The 20197-nt window shown below is 57.6% G+C and carries 14 protein-coding genes and 3 pseudogenes; 3 read left to right on the top strand and 14 right to left on the bottom strand.

Annotated elements, in window-relative coordinates; translation table 11 throughout:
• Positions 1-34 precede the first annotated feature (34 nt).
• The 5 genes and pseudogenes from ACE103_RS10465 to ACE103_RS10445 form a co-directional block, all read right to left on the bottom strand.
• Positions 35-1787: pseudogene (locus ACE103_RS10465) on the bottom strand (oleate hydratase); the annotation flags it as partial.
• Between the two features lie 43 nt (positions 1788-1830).
• Complete coding sequence (locus ACE103_RS10460) at positions 1831-2589, bottom strand: glucose 1-dehydrogenase (RefSeq protein ID WP_375779337.1); 759 nt, start codon at positions 2587-2589, stop codon at positions 1831-1833.
• A gap of 22 nt (positions 2590-2611) precedes the next feature.
• The gene (locus tag ACE103_RS10455; RefSeq protein WP_375779336.1) at positions 2612-4231 is read right to left on the bottom strand and encodes an oleate hydratase; all 1620 of its coding nucleotides are present in this window, start codon (positions 4229-4231) and stop codon (positions 2612-2614) included.
• Between the two features lie 542 nt (positions 4232-4773).
• Positions 4774-5529, bottom strand: a complete 756-nt coding sequence (locus ACE103_RS10450) for a hypothetical protein (RefSeq protein WP_375779335.1) — start codon at positions 5527-5529, stop codon at positions 4774-4776.
• A complete protein-coding gene (locus ACE103_RS10445) occupies positions 5492-6313 on the bottom strand; it encodes a nodulate formation efficiency C protein (RefSeq protein WP_375779334.1) in 822 nt (273 codons plus the stop codon). The genes ACE103_RS10450 and ACE103_RS10445 overlap by 38 nt, the downstream gene beginning before the upstream one ends.
• Positions 6314-7685: 1372 nt before the next feature.
• Here ACE103_RS10445 and ACE103_RS10440 point away from each other — a divergent pair.
• Positions 7686-8360, top strand: coding sequence for an outer membrane protein (locus ACE103_RS10440; RefSeq protein WP_375779333.1), 675 nt, complete (start codon positions 7686-7688; stop codon positions 8358-8360).
• A gap of 69 nt (positions 8361-8429) precedes the next feature.
• Here the strand turns inward: ACE103_RS10440 and ACE103_RS10435 are convergent.
• Together ACE103_RS10435 and ACE103_RS10430 are read right to left on the bottom strand one after the other, a co-directional pair.
• A pseudogene (locus ACE103_RS10435) lies at positions 8430-8732 on the bottom strand (IS630 family transposase); the annotation flags it as partial.
• 293 nt (positions 8733-9025) lie between these two features.
• Complete coding sequence (locus ACE103_RS10430) at positions 9026-9235, bottom strand: hypothetical protein (RefSeq protein WP_375779332.1); 210 nt, start codon at positions 9233-9235, stop codon at positions 9026-9028.
• Between the two features lie 621 nt (positions 9236-9856).
• On the opposite strand from ACE103_RS10430, the gene ACE103_RS10425 reads away from it, so the two are divergent.
• Positions 9857-10801, top strand: a complete 945-nt coding sequence (locus tag ACE103_RS10425; RefSeq protein WP_375779331.1) for a hypothetical protein — start codon at positions 9857-9859, stop codon at positions 10799-10801.
• 270 nt (positions 10802-11071) lie between these two features.
• Positions 11072-11444 (top strand): annotated as a pseudogene (locus tag ACE103_RS10420) (TauD/TfdA dioxygenase family protein); the annotation flags it as partial.
• A gap of 72 nt (positions 11445-11516) precedes the next feature.
• On the opposite strand, the gene ACE103_RS10415 reads toward ACE103_RS10420, so the two are convergent.
• The 7 genes from ACE103_RS10415 to ACE103_RS10385 all read right to left on the bottom strand — a co-directional run bounded on the left by ACE103_RS10415 (position 11517) and on the right by ACE103_RS10385 (position 20129).
• Positions 11517-11741 (bottom strand): hypothetical protein, encoded by a 225-nt coding sequence (locus ACE103_RS10415; protein ID WP_375779330.1) that lies wholly within the window; start codon positions 11739-11741, stop codon positions 11517-11519.
• Positions 11742-12094: 353 nt separating this feature from the next.
• A complete protein-coding gene (locus tag ACE103_RS10410; RefSeq protein WP_375779329.1) occupies positions 12095-13432 on the bottom strand; it encodes a glutamine synthetase family protein in 1338 nt (445 codons plus the stop codon).
• Positions 13432-14718: an ATP-grasp domain-containing protein gene (locus tag ACE103_RS10405; RefSeq protein ID WP_375779328.1), complete on the bottom strand. Its 1287-nt coding sequence runs from the start codon at positions 14716-14718 to the stop codon at positions 13432-13434. Before ACE103_RS10405 ends, ACE103_RS10410 begins: the two co-directional genes overlap by 1 nt.
• Positions 14715-15584 carry an EamA family transporter gene (locus tag ACE103_RS10400; RefSeq protein ID WP_375779327.1) on the bottom strand — a complete coding sequence of 290 codons (870 nt, stop codon included), beginning with the start codon at positions 15582-15584 and terminating at the stop codon, positions 14715-14717. The genes ACE103_RS10405 and ACE103_RS10400 overlap by 4 nt, the downstream gene beginning before the upstream one ends.
• 162 nt (positions 15585-15746) lie before the next feature.
• Entirely contained in the window at positions 15747-16532 is a 786-nt protein-coding gene (locus ACE103_RS10395) for a gamma-glutamyl-gamma-aminobutyrate hydrolase family protein (protein WP_375779326.1), read from the bottom strand.
• Positions 16533-16561: 29 nt separating this feature from the next.
• A complete protein-coding gene (gene rtxC / locus ACE103_RS10390) occupies positions 16562-17620 on the bottom strand; it encodes a dhydrorhizobitoxine desaturase (protein WP_375779325.1) in 1059 nt (352 codons plus the stop codon).
• A 31-nt stretch (positions 17621-17651) separates the two neighbouring features.
• Positions 17652-20129, bottom strand: a complete 2478-nt coding sequence (locus tag ACE103_RS10385) for a 2-aminoethylphosphonate--pyruvate transaminase (protein ID WP_375779324.1) — start codon at positions 20127-20129, stop codon at positions 17652-17654.
• Positions 20130-20197: the final 68 nt, after the last annotated feature.

Here is a 20197-nt window from a genome sequence, read left to right as displayed (position 1 = left end):
CGAACCGCACAAAGCCCCGCTCACTCGGAGATCGATGATATTCATTGAGCAGTTTTGCCGGGCTCTGTGGCGTCGATATTCTTCAGCATTAGCTCGCGCAAGAACGCCGCTCCGGGGATTTTGACTTCCTTGCCGTCGCGCAGTCTGCCGATTGCCGCAAGCAGCTTGCGGATATCATAGGTCGAGTTGAACACCTCCGGCACAGCGCGTTCGACGTTGAGGAGCGTGTAGACGGCCTCCATCGCCGTGCGAACTGAGTATTCGGTCGTGAAGATGCAATCGCGCTCCGCCGACTCAGCAAACTGGCCGATGAAGGCAAAATTGACGGCGCCTTTGGGCACAACATCTGGTCGATCACCCGCCTGCCGCGGCATGAAGAAAGAGGTGACGTAGGGCATCATCACCGGCACTGTCTTTGCTGCCGTCGCCGCGAGTCCCGGTATGTCTTCGACCGGCACGCCGAGGTGATACAGCCATTCCTGCGTGATTTCCTCGCCCGTGCAATCTTGCATCGGTCTGTTCACGTAATCGCCAGGCTTGTCGACGAACAGTGAATAGACCCAGACGACGATCTGATTACTGGGCTGGTGCTTGAAATGCGGCTGGCGGTTTACGGTCCAACTGAGCAGCCAGTTCGAATCCTTCGCCGTGACGATCCCTCCCGTGACGACCCTGCCGCTGAACGGATCGCGTTTGGCGATCTTGCGGATATATGCCGGAATGCGCGCGTCTAGCGTCGTGATCGTCGCCGATTCCCATTTGGTTGCAGGGATATTGCCGCCGAAGACGTCCGGGCGGCCGAAAGCCGCGTCCTTGGCCGCAATACGCCGCCACAGATCCCAAGCAGGCGCCGGGCCTTCGTCGAGCTTGGAGGGCGTGTGATGGTCGCCCTTGTCCGAGTTTTCGGTGAGCGACCCGATCGTGATGAATACAAGATCGTCAGCCCCAAGGCCGATACTGCCGGCGACGCCATCCTCCAGCCAGTGGATGGCCGTGGCCTGCTTGCATCCAGTCTTTATGTCGAAATCGACATCAATGACTTCGACGTCGTAGCGGAAGTTGACGCCCTGTTCCAACAGCCATTTGCACAACGGTAGAACCAGCGAATCATACTGATTGTACCTGGTGAACTTCAGCGCGCTGAAATCCGGCAGGCCCCCAATATGGTGGATGAACCGATGCAGATAGAGCTTCATCTCCAGGGCGGAATGCCATTCCTCAAAGGCGAACATCGTCCGCCAGTAGAGCCAAAAATTGCTGTAAAAAAAATCCTTCCCGAACACTTCGTCGATGCGCTTGTTCTCCATCTCCTCACGGGAGGCAAGAAAGACGGCAATCATTTCCTTCTGCGCCTTTTCGTTCAGAGTAAAGAGGCCGTCGGTGCGCGCGTCCTGTCCCTGGTTCACCGTCGCCCGCTGTAGCGAGTAGTTCGGATCATCCTTGTTCAACCAGTAGAACTCGTCGAGCACACTGGCACCTTCTATTTCCAGCGAGGGGATTGATCGGAACAAATCCCATAGGCACTCGAAATGATCCTCCATCTCGCGGCCCCCCCGGACCACGAAGCCCCTTTCCAGGTCTTGGTTACCGTCGAGAGCCCCACCGGGTATCTTCAGCCGTTCGAGGATGGTGATCCGGTCGCCACGCATATGGCCATCGCGGATCAGGAAGGCCGCACCGGAAAGCGCCGCCAGTCCCGCACCGACGAACCATGCAGTCTTGCTGTCCACACCTTCGGGTTTGCGAGGGCGGGCAAAAGCTTCGTAATTTCCGCTACCATAATACATCGCGACTTTCTATCCGATTGGATTGGACGATCAGTTGGGCTCATCAAAAGATGTTCTCGGGCGCCAGGCATTTGCGCGGGACGCCGACCGTCAGACCGCCATCGATGACGATCTCGGAACCGGTAAGGTAACTGGACTCGTCGCTGAGTAGGAACAAGACGACCTGCGACACTTCCTGCGGCTCGGCTGCGCGCCCCAGTGGAACGGGGAAAAGGGAGGACTCGAAGCCCTCGGTCATCGGGGTGGCAGTGAAGCCGGGATGGATCGAGTTGACGCGGACTCCCGAGGCCGCAGCTTCCAGCGCAGCGGACTTGGTTATGCCCCGCACGCCGAACTTGGAAGCGACATAGGCGTGGAGTCCGGCACTCCCCCGCAGCCCCTCGACCGACGAGACGTTGACGATCGAACCTCCGCCCGCGCGCCGGATGGCCGGCAGGGCTGCCTGCATTCCGAGGAATACGCCGGTTAGATTGACGGCAAGGGTCTTGTTCCACTGATCGAGCGGGAACTGCTCGATAGGGGCTATGTTGGCGATCCCGGCGTTGTTGACCAGCCCGTGCAGCGCGCCGAAGCGACGCTCGGCGCCTGCGATCGCCTGGGCCCACTCTTCCGGCTGGGTAACGTCCTGACGGACATAGACGGCGGATCCGCCAAGTTGAGCCGCGAGAGCCTCTCCTTCTGTATGAAGAATATCCGTGATGACGACGCTGGCCCCCTCAGCCACCAGCAGGCGCGCATGAGCCGCACCCATCCCGCGAGCCCCGCCGGTCACCAGAATGACCTTGTCGTTCACACGTCCCATAGTCGTTGGCTCGTTCCGTTGATCAATGGCGGTGCAGCGTCTTCCAGGCGTCGAAGAGGACACGGGGATCGTGCTGGCCCTTGTAAAAGGGCGAGACCGGACGCTGGACATCGAGCAAGCCGAAAACGGCGGTCTGCGCCGCGCGCACGGAATATTCGACGGTAAAGACAACGTCGTCGGGAATCTCGCAGAACTGGCCGATGAAGGCGAGGTTGCGCGCCCCCTTCGGGATGACCTTCGGTCGGTCGGTCCTCATGCGCGGCATGAACTGGGCGGTAATGTAAGGCATCATCGCCGTTATGACGCGCGAAGTCTCGAGAATGTGCCGAATACTCTCTGTGAATCGCAGGTGCGAAAGCAATTCGATCAGAATTTCACGCCCCGTGCACTCCGACATGGGCTTATGCACGAAGTTGCCCCGCTTGTCCGGGAAGAGCCCATAGCCCCACCACACCCAGACATTCTCCGGCTGTTCGTAAAAGTGCGGTTGACGGTTAAGGACGACGGTCAGGAGCCAACTGGAGTCTTTGATCGTTACAAGTCCGCCCTTGCCGGCCCTACTGCCGGAGAAGGCTTCAAGCCGGTCGAAGAAGCGCGAGTCGTCCGCCGTGACTGTGAACGATTCCCATTTGGACTGGTCGATCCTGGAAACGAAGACGGCGGGGCACCCGAAGTCTGGACTCTTGGCAGCCAGACGCTCCCAAAGTTTCCACGAACCTCCGTTTCGCTCCGTATTCAGCACCGGAACCGTGTCCATCGAACCGTAGCTGGTATCGGATGTCATTGACCCGTTGGTCACGAACACAAGATCACGTTCAGCCAAATCGATGGCGCGGTCCTCGTCGCCCTGCCGATACCGCAACCGTGTCGCAGTCTTCTGCCCGCCTTCGATCACAACATCAATATCGGTCACTTCCGCCCCCGTCTCGAGCCGCACGCCCCGGGCCTTCAACCATGCAACGATCGGGCGGACCATGGCGTCGAACTGATTGAATTGCGTGCGGTAGATCCCCGCCATGGTATCGATCGTCGAGAACAGATGCAGGAAGCGTAGACAGTAGCGCTTGAACTCGACCACACTGTGCCAAGGCGCAAAAGCAAAGGTCGTGGACCAGATGAACCAGAAATTGCTGCGGAAAAAGTGGGGTTCGAACCAGTCCTGGATCGTCCTGACGTCAAGCACCGATTCTGGAGCCGCGCAAAGCGCGATCAGGTCGAGCCGAGCTCTCTCTCTGAAACCGAGATCGGAGACGTCGACGATCTGACCGCCCGAAACCAAGCGCGCCTTGTCGTTCCAGAAGAACTCCTGATGGAACTTCATCAGTTCGTCCTTCGCCGACTTGGCCGGGTCGACAAACGAGGGAATGAAGGACAACAAGTCGTAGGTGCAGTTGAACTTTTCCTCGAACATGCGGCCGCCACGCATGACGTATCCATCCTTCGGACTGCCATGCGCGTCGAGGCTTCCGCCGAATTGCTCCATCTGCTCAAACAGGACGATATTCGGGCCCGATAGCTCGCCCTCCTTGACGAGGTAGGCCGCTGCGGCCAGGGCGGCGATGCCTGTTCCGACCAGATAGGCGTTGCGAGGAGCCGCCTCCTTCGGTGGATCAAGGCGGGAAACGAGAGAAGCAGAGCACATAAAGTTCTCCGGCATGTGGCAGTTGGAATGTCTATGCAATCGGCGCGCCGATGGCGGCGCGTGCAAATCAATATGATCGCGAAGCACAGCTGACGGGACTGCATAATCAGCAAGCGCCAGAAGCCATTCGGAGTACACAGCCACATGCAGTCGCCGTCCGACGCCTGACCATAAGCAGCAACGGCGCCGCGTTGATCGGAATGGATCAAGTCATACCAGCAACGGCTGCGCGGCGCGCAAAACACTGATTGCGGGCTTTGCCTGACGACGGAATGCGAGCGTCCTCGTGTCGGGTTTCCAACCATCACCGTCTTCAACCAGACGAGACAGAAAACGACTGGACAACACGCAACTTGAGATGCTGCCGGTCGTCGCTTTTGCCGAACTCGACCATACGGCAGCACGAAGTTGCCCAAGGCGACCTTACAGGGTGCTTGGTCACCGGCCGGGTCGAGTTCGAGCGCAAGCACGTACCGGTCGTTGGCGCCTAGCTAAAGTCTTTCGGGATGCGACGCACTGCTCAACGAGGTCCGGGCTGCCTCCTATCTCATCTGTGAGGTGCTCCAAACCCTGAGAGCCCGGGCTGTGAGGCTGGCGTTCGCCAATTCTCTCCAGGACTTCCGTACTTCCATCCAACAGATTTTTCGAGCGGGCAAGGTATCGAGCATTTTCTCGGCAATTGGTGCAAAGCGCGCGGCTTCCGAGTTCGGGTCACGCTTGGCATCTTCGAGAACTTCAAGAGCAGTCGTTTCGGACCGCCTCCACCCCGACTCGGTGAACCTGCTCTCCGCGAAATACTCAAAACAGGTCCGGAACGTCAAAGCACGACCGATGATCGTATGCGCGGGCAATCCCGCCTCACTCAGCCACCTCCGAAGACAGTCACACCACTCTCGGCTGCTGAGGTCGAGAAGGTCCGCACCTTCGAAGACCAAAAGCGCCGCCATGCCAGCGATCTCGCATTGCACCTCGTCGTCCAGCTTTTCGAGCCAGTCCCGGATTGCATGCAATGGCGTCACCGGCCGATTCACAACCGATACCTGCGCCGTGTCGGCGCGATGGAACGGAACCACGTTTTCCAGCGGTGGCATGCGCGGCCACGGCCTTCCCTCCGCGTCCCACAGGACCCAGCGCTCGGCAATCTTCTTTGCCTCTTCGGGCGACCTGGTTCGCCAAAGCTCCTTGAGCGCCTCATTGACGTAATATGAGACGTCAGCTTTCAGACCGCGTGTACGTGCTATTGCCGCGAGGCGCCCGGCGTCAATGAGCCGCGCCGCGAAATTGTTCTCCGCGTTCATTTGCCGAGGCCTTTCGCGCCCTTTCCAACGCGTCCCGTTCATCCGGCTCAATATGATCAAACCAAGAGCCCGGGGGAAATGTCGCGATACGCTTGGCAAGGAAGGATTGCGGCTCCCACTCTTGTCCCTCGCGTTTCTCGAAGCTGATGACCCCCTTGCGGGTAAGATAACGGGGACTTGGAATATGGCAGTTCACCAACAGCCGCACACGCCACAGATCACCTTTCGTGGTCTGATTCTCGTCCACCTTCGGCAAGTAATCCACGCTAACAGGTTCAACGATCGTGCAACGGCCGTGCCCGAGGAGATTGCCCAGCGTGCCTTGTGCAGTCGTTACGAAGTTGAAATTGGCTTGATCATGCAGAACGCGACGATTGACGTCATTTTCGCCGTCGGCGACTTCACCGGCAATCAATGAGAGCGCGAAGGCCCGCCAACCCAATTCCATTGGCTTTGCGTACGCCGAGACAATCCTGATCGTCCCGTCGGGAACGACCTTCCAAACGATGACGTATTCTTCGAGTGATCTCTTGTCTTGGTGTCTGGTCCACGAAAGGAAGACATATTCAGATTGATCAATTGCTCCGGCAACGCCCCACGTTCGAGGGACGAAGTGCGCCACCTTCGCGACCTTGGAAATAATTTGTTCTACTGTCTCGCCGTCTTGCGCTCGCCACGTCGACCTGACCTTGTCGACAAGTGGACTGTCGTCGGCACGAACACTGTCGCTCGTGACGGCCTCAGCCAGGCCGATCAGCAACAGGCCAAGGCAGAACCAAAGCATTCGTCGTCCAGCCATTTCTTTCATAAGTCCGGGCCCATCTGTTCTTTTTCGACACGTCACTTCTAGAGTGGACCAACCGTCGAATGTGCTATTCGCGAGAGATAAAAGTTAGCGGCGACGTGACGCAGGTGCCCGCCGGTGTCCCGCACGAGCAGGCGCCGTCCCCCGTCTATGTCACGCGCCGCTAACCTCAGTAGCCAGCCACGGCTTCAACTTGCGATGGTAGCCATGCCCAAGGGAGGGCGCCCTGGGCATGTCAAGGGAGTCTGCATTCTTCGTGCCAGGCAATAGTCGGAAGTTTCGCCCCGCATTTGTGTTGGCTTTGTCTGCTTTCCAACCTGCGCACGTCGTGATGTTTGCACCCTGGCCTATCCATAGCGACCTCATGTCGACCGCTGTCGTCCCCGCAATCATCGACAACGCGAGCGAACGTTTTGCCGCTAGTTCCGACACGGATGAAAGGGTCATCGGCGCTGTTTGAGCCGGCGCCGTTGCAGGAAGGTTGACGCCCAACCCAGGCCGCGCTTTTGTGTGCATGCGACCAAGGCTTCCAAGGCGGCGGCTTGGCGCTCTGACGCAACCACGCTGCGCTCCTGGAGCTTAAGGGTGACGTCGACCAGTTGTGTTTGGCACTCTACACGGCCGCGACGATGCAACGCCGTTCTTTCAGGGCGAAGTGCGCTTCGACGACGGGATCGACGAGGTCCTCAGCTTCGAGCAAGCGAATATACGGTTGCGCGTTCTGACCTCTGCACGCGCAATGGCACGTATTAGCCTGCCGTCCATCCGCCCGTCTTCGCTATTCATGATTGGAGGCCCCACGCCATCGCATCGGTTCTCGAGCGGAGGTGGTCCCGAGTCGTTTTAGCTCCGAGCCGAGCTGCTAAACAAGTTCTTCGTGAGCATATGCCCGATGCGCTGACTCCTAAACGGCCTGACCAGCCACCCAAAGACATTTGCCGAAAAAACGCCAACCGCAAAGACGCCGAGCGCACTCCAAACGGCCATTTTCATCGAGGCCCTCTCCGCTTGCGAGGGCCCTCTCCGATTGCGTTGGGCTCGTTCAATATGTCCACGTTAGTTCCGTATCGGCAAAAAGGAACCGCGAGGCTCCTACCAGAATTGGTCGGCCTTCCAAATCAACGTGTTCGCCCAACTGTCCTGCTGGACCCACAACTGTCTTGCGCCTTCGTCAACTAGTGAGCTTGGTTATTGATCGAGAGGACGAACAGATGGCAATCCCTGTTCGATGAACCATCAAGGAGTCGATTCGCATGAAGAACATCCTGCTGGGCACAGTAGCCCTGATCGCGCTGACCGCTCCTGCCTCTTCCGCAGATTTGCCTGCAAGGCCTTACGTTAAGCACCTCCGATGGTCATTCCGATCTTCGATTGGACCGGCGTCTACATCGGCATCAATGGCGGGGGCGGCTCCGCGCATCAGTGCTGGGACGTGGTCAGCGCCGCCGGTTTGGTCTTCGCTCCGCCCCGTGGCGTGGGGTGCCACGATGCGACCGGAGGCACGTTCGGCGGCCAGATCGGCTACCGCTGGCAAATAGCCAACTCGGTATTCGGCCTGGAAGCGCAGGGCAACTGGGCCGATTTCAGAGGCTCCAACTCCAATCTCGCTTTCGTCGGTGTCCAGGATGAAACCAAGATCGACGCCTTCGGCCTGTTCACGGGCCAGGTTGGCTACGCTTGGAATAACGTGCTGCTCTATGTGAAAGGTGGCGCTGCGGTCGTCCGCGACAAATACCGGGTCTTCGATTTCTCAACGGGACTGAACGTCGATAATGGCAGCGAGACACGGTGGGGCGGCGCCGTAGGCACGGGCCTTGAATTTGATTTGGCTCCGAACTGGTCAATTGGCTTTGAGTACGATCACTTGTTCATGGGCCATCGGGATGTGGACTTCTTCTTTTCAACCGGGCTCGTGGGCGCTCCGGCGGGCGCTTTTGCAGGGACCGCGCGTATTGCTCAGGACGTCGATATCGGTTTGGTCCGTGTGAACTACCGCTGGGGCGGCGCGGGGGCTGCGAGATATTGAGTTCGCCAGGACAAACGAATTCCTTGGCCTCGCTCTGGGCCGAGAGCGGCGACAACATTAGACTATAGTCTAGTGTCCTCCTGAACCAGAAGTTCGCAACATCTGGTCGTGCTTTGCGGGGAGATTGTAACGGCGGAAGCGCTCGATGGAAGCAAGGATATCATCGGCAGATTTGGTCCATCGGAACGGTTTTGGATTGGCGTTGTGTCGTTCGATGAACGAGGCGATGTCCGCCCGGAGGGCGGCGACGCTGCGATAGACGCCGCGCCTGATCTTCTTATCGGTGAGGAGCGCGAAGAAGCGCTCGACCTGGGTGAGCCACGACGAACTGGTCGGGGTCCGATGCACGTGCCAACGCGGCCTTTTGACCAGCCTAACAAATAATTCGGACAAATGAACGCCCAGCGCTTCAGCGACGCGGTCGAGAACATCAATTGTCGGGTTTTGATTGCCGCTCAGGACTGGCCAAGTAGGAGCGGTCAATCCCGGCGCTGCTCGAGCGGCGACCGTACAAGCCAACCATGTCCCGCGATGTCGTTTATGAGATTTTCGTTTGGCATGAAGAGCAAATTATAGAGTCCCCTGGTCGACGCATTCCGCCATGTCGCGTTGAGTAGAGATGGCCCTGCGGGAGATGGTGCATGACGGGGGACCAGGCGAGGCGATTAAAGCGCGGCGACTATGTTTGCTGGCCGGGTACTCCTGAGGCGGACCTTGGCGTCGTTCGGAGTGTCGGCCGATTTGGAGCTGTCATCCGGTGGGCAAACGGCAAACAGACCTCGCCCTTGTTCAACGACATGAAGTTGATGAACCAAACCGACATCAACGGACGGCGGCGTTAAGCGCCAGAAGATCGTTTTGACGATGCCGCTCATCGATTGCCCCGCGGCCGCCACCGACTCCATCCTGGGCGCGGACACGCTCATTGTCCATACTGACCAGTATTTGCCGGGTCGTACCGTTGGCATGCTTCACGACCTTGAACGGCTTACCGTTGCGGTCGAGGATTGGATTATAGGAAGCTTACCGCCGCTCCGAAGGCAGGTCAGGCGGTCTCGCTCGTTCTGGAATAGGCGCACGATCTCGGGTGGGTCGTGTTGACCGGCCAACCACCTTCTCGGCCATCGTTCCCGATCGACCACGCATAGCCATTCAGCGAGGTCGCTGCCATTCGCCCTTCACTCCTGTCGCAATCTGACGTGTCCGGCTTGATACTTTAATGTCTCGGGTCCGACGCTGCGGAGCTCGAGCTTCAGGAGCGTAGTGCTAACCACATATTTTTCCCCATCTCTTCGAATACGGCATCTCAGCATCTGCTGATGGCACGCCGCTTGCTGATTGAGCGAGGGATCCGATTCGTGCGGTCATCGGGGTCTCGCAATTTCGGGGTGAAGCTCAGATGAGCCAACTAAGAACCAGGATGTGAGGACGATCCCTGCTCACATGCTCGACACCTGGTCACAGAAACTTAACGCATCAGAATTGAGAGGAACGTCATGGCTACGACAATCACAATCAATGTGCAAAACGACAGCCCCACGCTTCAAAACTTTTTCTTCTTTCAGCAGCCGGCGATCTACACCGGTGGGCCCGACGTATATACTAACAGCCTGTACTCTCAGGCTCTGTTACCCTATGCAACGTCCGGAGCGATCCTGACATTTTCACTGGTGCTGCAAGACTACGCCGGCGTCCAACAGCAGGTGACTCCGCCAGCGATCGGCCAACCGTCCGGTCAACTGGCGGCCACGCGAGCGATCAACGTGACCCCGGCGGCCGGCGGAACGCCTACCAAAAATACGACGACCATGACTGTGACTCCATCGCTCGGGCTCTCCCAGCCGATTTCCACGTCCGGGCCGCAAGCCGGTTCTTTCCGCATTATCACGCCGGTCTACAACCCGACCTTAGAGAACTACAACGCAGGATCCGCCCTACAGACTCTGACCGGTGGCGTCACACTATCCAACTTCGTGACCGCCCAGCCGAACACCAATCTGGACTGTCAGCCCATTCGCATTTTCTATGTCCAGACCGGCAATTACACAGCTGGCACAGTGATGAACTTCACTGCATCCTCGGCCACTGCTGCCGTTTGCGATGCGACGCCGGGATATTCTAGCTTCAGCGTGGTGTACAATGCTAACGGTACGTGGACGATCAAGCCGTTTGCGCTCGTTCGCGCGGCTGATGGCCGCGGTAGACTTGTCGAAGGTACGACCGCGACAAATGCCGAGGTGCTAAACGAAGCCGGGACAGCTACGATCTCCACCGGCTATGTTGCGGACGGCAATTTTAATCCGCCCATCCTGGTACAAAATCTGAGCAATCCTGCTGCGATCAACGTGCTTGGCGACTATCAAGTCGGGCCTATCGGTGGCGCTAAGGTCGGGACGACCTGCATCGAAAAACAGGGAACTTCCGCAACGTTCGCTCCCTAGGGCCAGCCCGTGTCATCGCCTGCCGCCTAGAGAGGGATACTCGGCCACGAGTGCCCTACGGGGCACTTACGCGACAAAGATCAGGCTATTAGAATCGCCAGCCGCGGTTTTCCTGCCTTTCCCAACGACCGCGCCCGCTGGCGTATATCTCTTCGAGAACATGAAATAATGGCAAGGAGATCGTGATGACAAACGAAGCCAGTATCACCGATGGCATGGGCCATCGCAGTCGGCGCATTTCAGGACCTCACCAAACGGGTGATCGCAACGCAGACCGAGCATCCCGCGGTGCGCATCCACCCCGAGACTCGGTGAGCGCACGTTATTGCTCGGCGCGCTGGTACAGCGGTTTGTCGACGTCCCCAAGTATGACGGCCAGAAATTGTTCAATCTATTCCAATCTCACACCACTGCGGCCGAGAACACGGTGCGCTGGAACCGGATGAAGGACGATATCGCGATATGGGACAACCGCGCGACGCTGCATTACGCGATCAACGATTATGGCGACCAGCACCGCGTCGTGCGCCGGGCGACAATCGACGGCGACGTGCCCGTAAGCGTCGACGGCCGGCGCAGCATAACGCGGCTCAAGATCAGCGAACAGCCACCCATTGATGTCGCCCAGCGCTCTCCAAGCTGAACAGTCGAGAGAGCTGAGTGAGCGGAGCTGTTCCCGCTGTTCTGGCGGATTGCCTCACGCCCTCTCGTATCTTCAGTTCGAGTGTCCGAACCAGTTGTTGAAGTTGAAGTCCATTCCTTCCAAGGACGAGGTAATCTCGACGCCGTATTGAACGCTACCAACGTTTATGTCGCCAAGGTAACCCATCGTCTTGATCCGCTCCAGGACACTCTTGATGTCTATCGTCCCGCGGTCGGTCTCGGAAGTGCGTAGCGATTCGATGACCTTGTGACCATTGAAGCCTTCAACATCTTTCAAGTCGCTCCGCCTGCGTTGACATTGCTGTAGACCGGGATCGCGGCCCCGGAAGGGGCATAGTGAATGAAATGGGCTTAAGGTTGCCGCCACCGCCGAGCGGACACGTGCTCGACGGTTCGGTTGTAGGTGGCATCCGCCTCTCGAGCCGAGGTTCCAATGGTAAGGAGGTTGGCTTTCGAGGAGCTGACGAACTCAAGGAGAAGGGTCGATCCAACGACCGAAAAGGCCGTAATCGGTAGATGTCGATCGTCGATACGCTCGGGACCGACCTAGGGCTTGCAAGGCGGCGCGCATGCTGACCAAGGATCTGATGTCCAACCCGGCATCCGAACCGTTGGAGCATGGAGCTTACGCTACGTGATCTCGAAGTACCGCTGACGTTCAAAGTCGGTGACACGATGTTGAACGGCCTCCCATTCCCAACGGCGCGAGCAAGAAAAGGCTTCAACAAATCTGTCTCCAAAGACGTCGATGGCGGCTAGAGACTGTGCAAACCGGTGTGTCGCCTCTGATAAGCTTTGCGGAAGTCCCCCGGAGGGATGGCAAGTCTTCTCGCTCGCATCACCGACGATCGAAGCCGGCAACGCCGCATTTTCTTCGATGCCCAGAATGCCTGAACCGATTGCGCACGAGAGCGCAAGATATGGGTTTATGTCTGCGCCAGCCAGCCTGTACTCGAGGCGATGTGCAGACGGGTCTGCCGGAATGACCCGTACCGCGCAGGAGCGATTGTCGACCCCCCAGCTTGGACAGGTTGGAGCCCAGCAGCCGGGTACCAACCTCTTGTAGCTATTGAAGTTCGGCGCGGCGAGCACACAGAAATCATTCATGTATTTCAGCTGCCCGCCAATGAACTGACTCATCCGTTTTGAGATACCGCGGAACCTGTCGCGGTCGTAAAACGCATTGTGACCGTCTGAGGACATCGAAATGTGAATATGTCCAGACTGGCCGGGCCATTTCTCAGAAACCTTGGCCATGAATGTGGCCATCATGCCTCGCGTCTGCGCCCACGCCTTTATCATCGACTTGAATATGATTGCGCGATCTGCTGCCTCCAGCGCATCACAATGAAGAAGTGACGCTTCGATGACACCAGGTCCCGTTTCAAAGTGCAGGCCGCTAAGAGGTATTCTGGCCTTCTCACAAAGTACCAAGATCTCACCAAACAGCTCCTGGTGTGCGACCGAGCGCGCAATCGAGTAACCGAATGGACCGCGGGTTAAGGGAACCCATGTCGCAAAGGGCTTCTCTTCTATTGTGTCGGCGTTCTCCTTGAACAGCATGAATTCAAACTCGAACCCAGCCGTGCAGCTTAAGCCATGTTCAGCGGCCCTTTGAAGGACTTTACGCAGAACACCACGCGGGCAAAGGCTTTCGTGCGCTCCCGTGAACTCGGCGAGGTAGAGCCGCAGATCCCCGACATAAGACACAGCACGCCCGGTGCCTGACAGAATGCGCAGATCGGCATCTCCGAACGCCGACAGAGGCTTTTGCGTGAAGCTGGTTGGCAGCACGCGGTCCGAACAATCCCAGGCGAGCACCGCTTCAGAGAACTTGACAACTCTATCTCCATTCGAGGCATCTTCACTTAAAACGTGTTTGCCTCGCAGGACGCCATCAAAGTCGCTCACGCCGATCATCGCCGCGCGGGCTGGATTTACGCCGGTCGGCCGGGACTCAGTTGTCATTAGTTGCGATCCTGCGTCACCAAATCGAACACTTGGTCCATCCGCATCGCTCGCAACTTGCGATAGTCGTCCTCAAGCTGGGTCAAGTCGTCATGCACGAGATAGACGATCCCCGGTGTCGACGCCAAGTCGATTGTCGGAATCAGCTTTTGACCTATCGGAACAAGTGCAATGGCATCCGCAAAGCTCGGGAGCTTACGGATTGCCTCGAGTCCCGGATATCCGGCAACAACACCACCTGTGTCGGAAATCAGCGAGACGCATAGTGCATGAGCCTGCCGCTTGTAAGCTCCGCGTCTCCTCATATATTCAGCAAAGCCTTTGGGATCTGCGTAGCGCCACGCCGTCAGCGTCATATGGTTGTGACCCAACGCCATTGTTCGTGCTTTTGCCGACATGGTACCTTGAAGCCTCGCTCCGAAGTCCACCAGAACCGGCCCCCGATGGTCGACGATGATCTCGGCATGCCCCGGTCCGTCGACGATCTGAAGCGCCTGCAATGCACGCACCAAGTAGTCGGATAACTCGTGAACAATTGGCTCCCTGCCCCCCAACAAGCGCTCAAGCGAACAGACCGATGACGCACCCTCAATAGGAACGGTGTCATAGGTCCAGACCTCCGTAACAAAGGCTTCCCCGTCGATCGAGATGGCATTTACAGTGTATTGCTGGCCGCTTATTTTTTCCTGTCCAAGCGCAAAACGGTTCAACGCTCCAACACGATTCGTCTTCCCGACAATGATGCCTACAGCTCTTTGAATGTCGGCGTCGGTCGAGCAAAAGAATACGTCCTCGGTGCCTGTACTGTTCAGAGGTTTGATCACGATTTCGTCGAAGCCCGCTTGATGCTTCCAGTTTGCGACCTCTGCCGCATTATCGGACACGACTTGGCTAATTGATCGCACGCCTGCATAGGCCAGCGCGTCGGACAAACGTGCCTTGTCACGCCGAGCGGCTGACAGAGCGGTCCCATTTGAAGCTAACCCCAGCCGCTCCGACAAGGAGTCGGCGAGCTCAACGCCGGTCTCGCACCCTGCTATAACGAACTCCAGCTTCCTGCCACGGAGAGCCTGAAGATGAAATTCAGCGACCTCTTCATCAGTCATGCGCTCGCGCGGGCGAATGATTTCGTCATACAGATCTGCATTGAAATGCGATTGAAAGATGGGTGGAATCTGCGCGGCAGACATCACGTGCACCGTTCCAATTCCATAACGCTTAAACTCGTCCGGCAAGTATCGGCCGGTGGAGTATGCATCCACGATTACACAATTCCGTCCGTTCATGCGGATCTCCGATACTGCAGGTAGATATTGCCCACGGCGAGTGCCGTAATGAGAACATTTCCAACGAACGTATGTGACGACGGCACGATGCGAGAGTCGAAGAACTGGAACAGGAACGTGATGATCGGAGCTATGGACAGGACCATATTGACCGTGACGGGCTCTATGCGGCGAACGCCCTCCTGTATCAGGAGCAGAGGGATGATGATCGTCGATAGCCCGACCGCTGCGATCGCAAACCAATGCTGAGAGATCTCAGGCACGATAGAGAAATGGTCGACCAGCCCGAGCAACAAAAGGATCGTTCCGTAAAAGCGATGCGCAAGCACCTGTCGGCCGGAAAATCCACGATCGAACAGCAATTTGATGAGTATATTCGTTAAGGCCAGCGATAAGCCGGCCACGATTGCCAAGAAAAGACCAAAGGACGATCGAGCCCCCCACTCCACGCCCGCGTTGCCGCTTGCCGAGATCCAAACCATGTAACTGCCCGTCGCTGCGATCAGAACGCTCACGACAACATCTGGTCCTGGAGGGACGCCTTGCCTTCTGATCAGCGCGTTCAACCACACTGTCGCGGCGGGTCCTAACGCCAGCATGAACGCGACGACGATCGCAGGTTCGGCGTATTTCAGTCCGATAAACAACCCCATCCAGCTTATCGCGGTCACGAGATTGAGCGACACAAAAATCAGGAACGATGACTTCGTTACTCCTGCACTATATCCCTCATAACCAGCCAGGAGATTGAATGTCAGACACACCGCAGCAAACGACAGCAGGAGAGCGACGAATACATCTGCTTGCTGAAAATATGCTGCCGCATAGACCTCACCTGCAGCACTCACTACGACATAAAGCGCCACAAAGAGAACTCCTAGAGCGAAGCGATTTGTCAATCGCCCGCTCTTGCTGGGCCTTTGGCGCGGTACCGGGCGCTCCCAAAACCGTGCTCGTCCATCAGTTCCGAGAAACTCCGCTTTCGACGTGGGTGGGCCGCGCTTGGATTGAAATGTCACAATTCGCCTCTAGTTTGTCTTTGATTGGCAGTATTCAACACACGCCTCTCCGAATGCCGTGAACAGTTTCCTGCTGACAAGATCGGTTGAGACGTGCCATTCGGGGTGCCATTGCACACCGATTTGCAGCGTCGGCGCGCCAATGACCGAAACTGCTTCGACCAGACCGTCAGGCGACCATGCCTCCCGCCTCAGCGCGGTGGCAAGCGCGTCTATGCCTTGATTGTGCAGGGAGTTCACTTGCGCTTCGATCGTGCGTGCGATCGGAAAGAGCGCTCCATCGGGACATATGCTCACGCTGTGCGCGGCATCGTACTGGCGATCTCTTGGACGATCTGGTTTCTCGGCATGCATCCGGCCACTTCTCAGGCTCCACTCCGTGAGCGATCGGCGAAGTGTGCCGCCGAAAAAGACGTTGAGCTCCTGAAGCCCACGGCAGATGCCCAAGATCGGCATTCCGAGCGCGATGGCCCCACCAATGACCACCGCAGAGAGTCTGTCCCGTGGGCGGTCACGGATCCCACCCACAACGTCTTGCTGGTCTGCCCCCGTACAGGACGCAGGCGCTCTCAAGGCAGCAGGATCGATATTCGATTCGTCTCCTGTCAACACCAGGCCGTCCAGCCCGCGCATGATCGCCAGGCCGGCCTCAACCCTCGCATCGTCAGCGTCGATCGTCGGCAATATGACGCACGCAACCCCCGCGTGATGAAGGAGGGCCTCTACGTACTTGCGCCGCAACCCGTCGCGATGCACACCGTCGACCAAAAGACGGTTCGACGTGACGCCGACCACGGCTCGCACCTTGTCTGGCCGTTGCAATGTCACGCCACTTGCCCTCTCGTGTAGGCGTCGGCCAAAGACTGCTCATACAGGCGTCGATTTCGCTCCTTCAACTGAGCGATAACGCTTGGTTGACCTTGGGGTCCCTTGACGAAGAGCCCTCCCCAGCTTGCGGCAACTTTTGCGTAATTCGGATCCTGCATCCGGATTCTCTGAGCTTTGCACAGCAGCCAGAATGGGATACCTGGCGACAGGTGATGCTCAAGGTGGTACTCATCCAGATTTTGCCCAAGGATGGCCCGCTCGAGCAAATTCCCTTTCCGATTCCTGGTTAGATAGACGTTCTTGGTCTCGGTCTCGCACAGAGGTGAGTGCTCGGCGAGCTCGACAAACCAACCAAGAACCTGAAACGTTGTGAGATAGGGCACGATCCAAAACAAGATGACGATGTGGAGCAGCCCCAGGGCATATGATCCCGCCAGTATGCCGAACCAGAAAAGATAGAAGCCATACTTGTCGACAAGTATGCTTGACCGGCTCTGGCCCTCGGCATCCGCTATCGAAAACCGATTGGTCCAGAGATACTTCAGGTACGCCATCGTCGCGCCGCCAAATATCGGCTTCCAGATAATGTTGAAGGCGTACCGCTCAGGAGGCTGGACGTCGTAAACGCCGTTGGCCAGGAAGAACTTCAGGTCCGGATCCTTGTCCGGGTCGCCGAGATACGGATGATGCAAATAGACGTGTGAGATCCGGTAGGCCCAGTGACGCTGGAACAGGGGATAGGCAGCGAACAGAATGCCGAGGATGTAGTTCCAGGTCGCGTTCTTCGCGAGCGTGCGGTGAGCCGCATCATGAGCGATTGTGGTCAATCCACGCTGATAGGCCCCGATCAGAAGAACGGCGATCGGGTAGAGCCAGCATGAGACGTAGACCGTCGCGAGCGTACAAGCTGCAATCACGGCGTAATCTTTGGCAATATAGGCAGCTCCCGTGATATTGTCGGGCCGCAGCTCGGAGAGTTGCTTATTGATCTCGCGGCTGAATTGAACGGCCTCGTAACGTGACGACCTTAGTTTCCAAGCTTCTGCCTGATTCATGAGAACCTCCTCCTGATAGCCTTGCAAGTTGTCAGATTGCGGAAAGCGCCTTATCCAGATCGCGGACGATGTCGTCGACATCTTCGATGCCGACACAAAGTCGGATCGAGCCGCCAAATATGCCGGCGGCTTCGCGCTTTTCCCGTGGCACGGTGGTGTGGGTCGTAGAAACAGGATGCGTCACGAGTGTGCGGGCATCCCCTACATTCGAAACGTGATACATCAAGTCGACGCTCTGGATGAACTTCCGCCCGGCTTGTTCGTCCTCCACCTCGAACATGACCATCGCCCCGTGTCCGTATGCGGCGTTGAGTGTCTGATCGACGGTTTCCCGATCGGCTCCTTCGAAGAGGCCGGGGTAGAAGACACGGCGCACTTTTGGATGCTCATTAAGAACGTCGGCCACGATCCTGGCGTTTGCGCAGTGCTGCTTCATGCGCAGAGGCAGCGTTTCAAGTCCTTGGATCAGTTGAAAGCTTGCAAAAGGAGCGATGGCCGCGCCGGTATCGCGCAACCAGGTCATGCGAGCCTTTAGGAGAAACTCACTTTTTCCAAGATCGTCGACGTCGCGCAGTGCGTTGCGCCAGATAATCCCCCCATGCGCATCGTCAGGACTGTTGAACAAGGGAAAGCGAGAGGTTCCCCGGTAGCTAAATTCACCGTTGTCAACGATCAGCCCGCCGAGCGTCGTGCCATGGCCGCATATATATTTCGTTGCGGAATACGTCGTAATCGCAGCGCCGAGATCTGACGGCCGGCACAACAGTGGCGTCGTCGTATTGTCCACGACCAAGGGAACGCCGTACTTACGGCCGATCTCCGCCAGCTGTTTGACCGGAAGGGGAATCAGACAAGGATTTGAAATCACCTCTCCGAACAGGCATACCGTGCGATCATCGATGGCACGCTCGAACGTCTCTGGCCTTCGAGGATCTGCCGTCCTAACGCTGATCCCAAGACGCTTTAATGTGTTGTGAAGCAGGTTCCAGGTATTGCCATATAGATACGGAGAGGCGACAACATTGTCCCCCACTTCGCCGCTTGATAAGTTGACAATGGCAAGGAACGTCGCCGCTTGACCTGATGCCACGGCGAGCGAGTCACTCCCCCTATCGACGGCCGCGTACCTCCTTTCCAGCGCGCGGGTCGTCGGATTGATGATTCTCGTATAGGTGAACCCATCAGCCTTTACGTTGTAGACGTCAGCAATGTGGTTTAGATCGCCATCGAGTTCATAAGCCGTACTCTGGTAAATCGGCACTCCAACGGCTTTCGTCACCGGGTCGCGTCGATAGCCCGCGTGCAGAACAGCCGTTTCGGCGGAGAATGGGAGCTGCGAGCTTCTTGCGACTGGAGGTGACATCTCTACGCGAGGCGCGCAAGTCTTCTGGGTTGACATCGGCCCCGCTGACGAAGCCTGACTGGACCGGAAATATGAACGAAAAGCGCACCCCAACTGCTCGATCCAACTGGATTGGATTTCTCCAATGCATCCGACCCGAAAACTCCGTGTCGCAAGGTGCAGCTTCGAGTAGACGTAAAGGTTGTGGGCCGCCAAGTGACGATATAGCCCATCGAACCCTGCCTGATCTGCGATTCTGGATGGCGCACTGAACGCGACACAGACTGGCGAGTGCAAGTCCGCGGGCAGCAGAGGAGACACCACTCCTTCGAGCTCTTTGATGAGATCGCCCCTGACTTTCTCATATCTGCGGCGCCTGGCATGAATGCCTTCGCCGTTCAAAATCTCCAACGCCTTTGTAGCAGCCTGGACGATGTGTGTGGGCGGGGTCGACCGCCACTCGCCTGTACGCTCGAGCGAGAGCCATTGATCTCTCACGTCGAGCACAAATGACCTTGGTTCTTGAACCGCATTCTCGAGCAGCTCGCGAGACGCGATGACAAAAGCGACGCCTGGCGGCCCTTCCACGCACTTGTTGCTCGACGTGACCAGGACGTCCGCTCCACCCCGGCTCAAGTCAATATCAATGGCGCCAAAAGAGCTCATCCCGTCGACGATAGTCTTGACTCCACGTCGCCTCGCCTCCTCTACGATCGGGTCCAGCGGATTGACGATTCCGGTTGTAGTCTCGCAATGCACAAGGCATAGATGCGTAACGTCGGGATTTCGGCTCAGATGCTCGGCGACTTCCTGAGGGTCCAAGGGCTCGGTGGCTCGCTTGACAAGCTTTAGTGCCTCGACGCCCCACAGCCGCAGAATTGCAAGAATGCGCTCGCCATAGATGCCGTTGATGCAAACGAGCGGCTTGTCGGCCTGGGACACAAATGAAGAGAGAGCGGCTTCCATTGCAAAGGAGCCGCCTCCCTGAATAGGGACCACCGAGTAGGCCTCAGCATTTCCCAGCAGATTGAGCACCAGCCGCCTCATGTGGGCGGTCACCTCCCTGAACTCGCTATCGCGCGATGCAAGGTCAAGCTGCATTTGGCTCTTGACCGCTGCCGACAGCGACAGTGGACCAGGCGTCAGCAGAGAGCGCTGTTTTGTCACACAATCCCCCTTAAGTTGTTCTCCTCAACCGATCTGGAGCATGATGGCGCGGCCGAGGAGACCCTATG

The sequence above is a fragment of the Bradyrhizobium sp. ma5 genome (assembly GCF_042258955.1).
GTDB lineage: Bacteria > Pseudomonadota > Alphaproteobacteria > Rhizobiales > Xanthobacteraceae > Bradyrhizobium.
The sequence above is the reverse complement of the archived record's forward strand: the minus strand, read 5'-3'. Positions and strand labels throughout refer to the sequence as shown.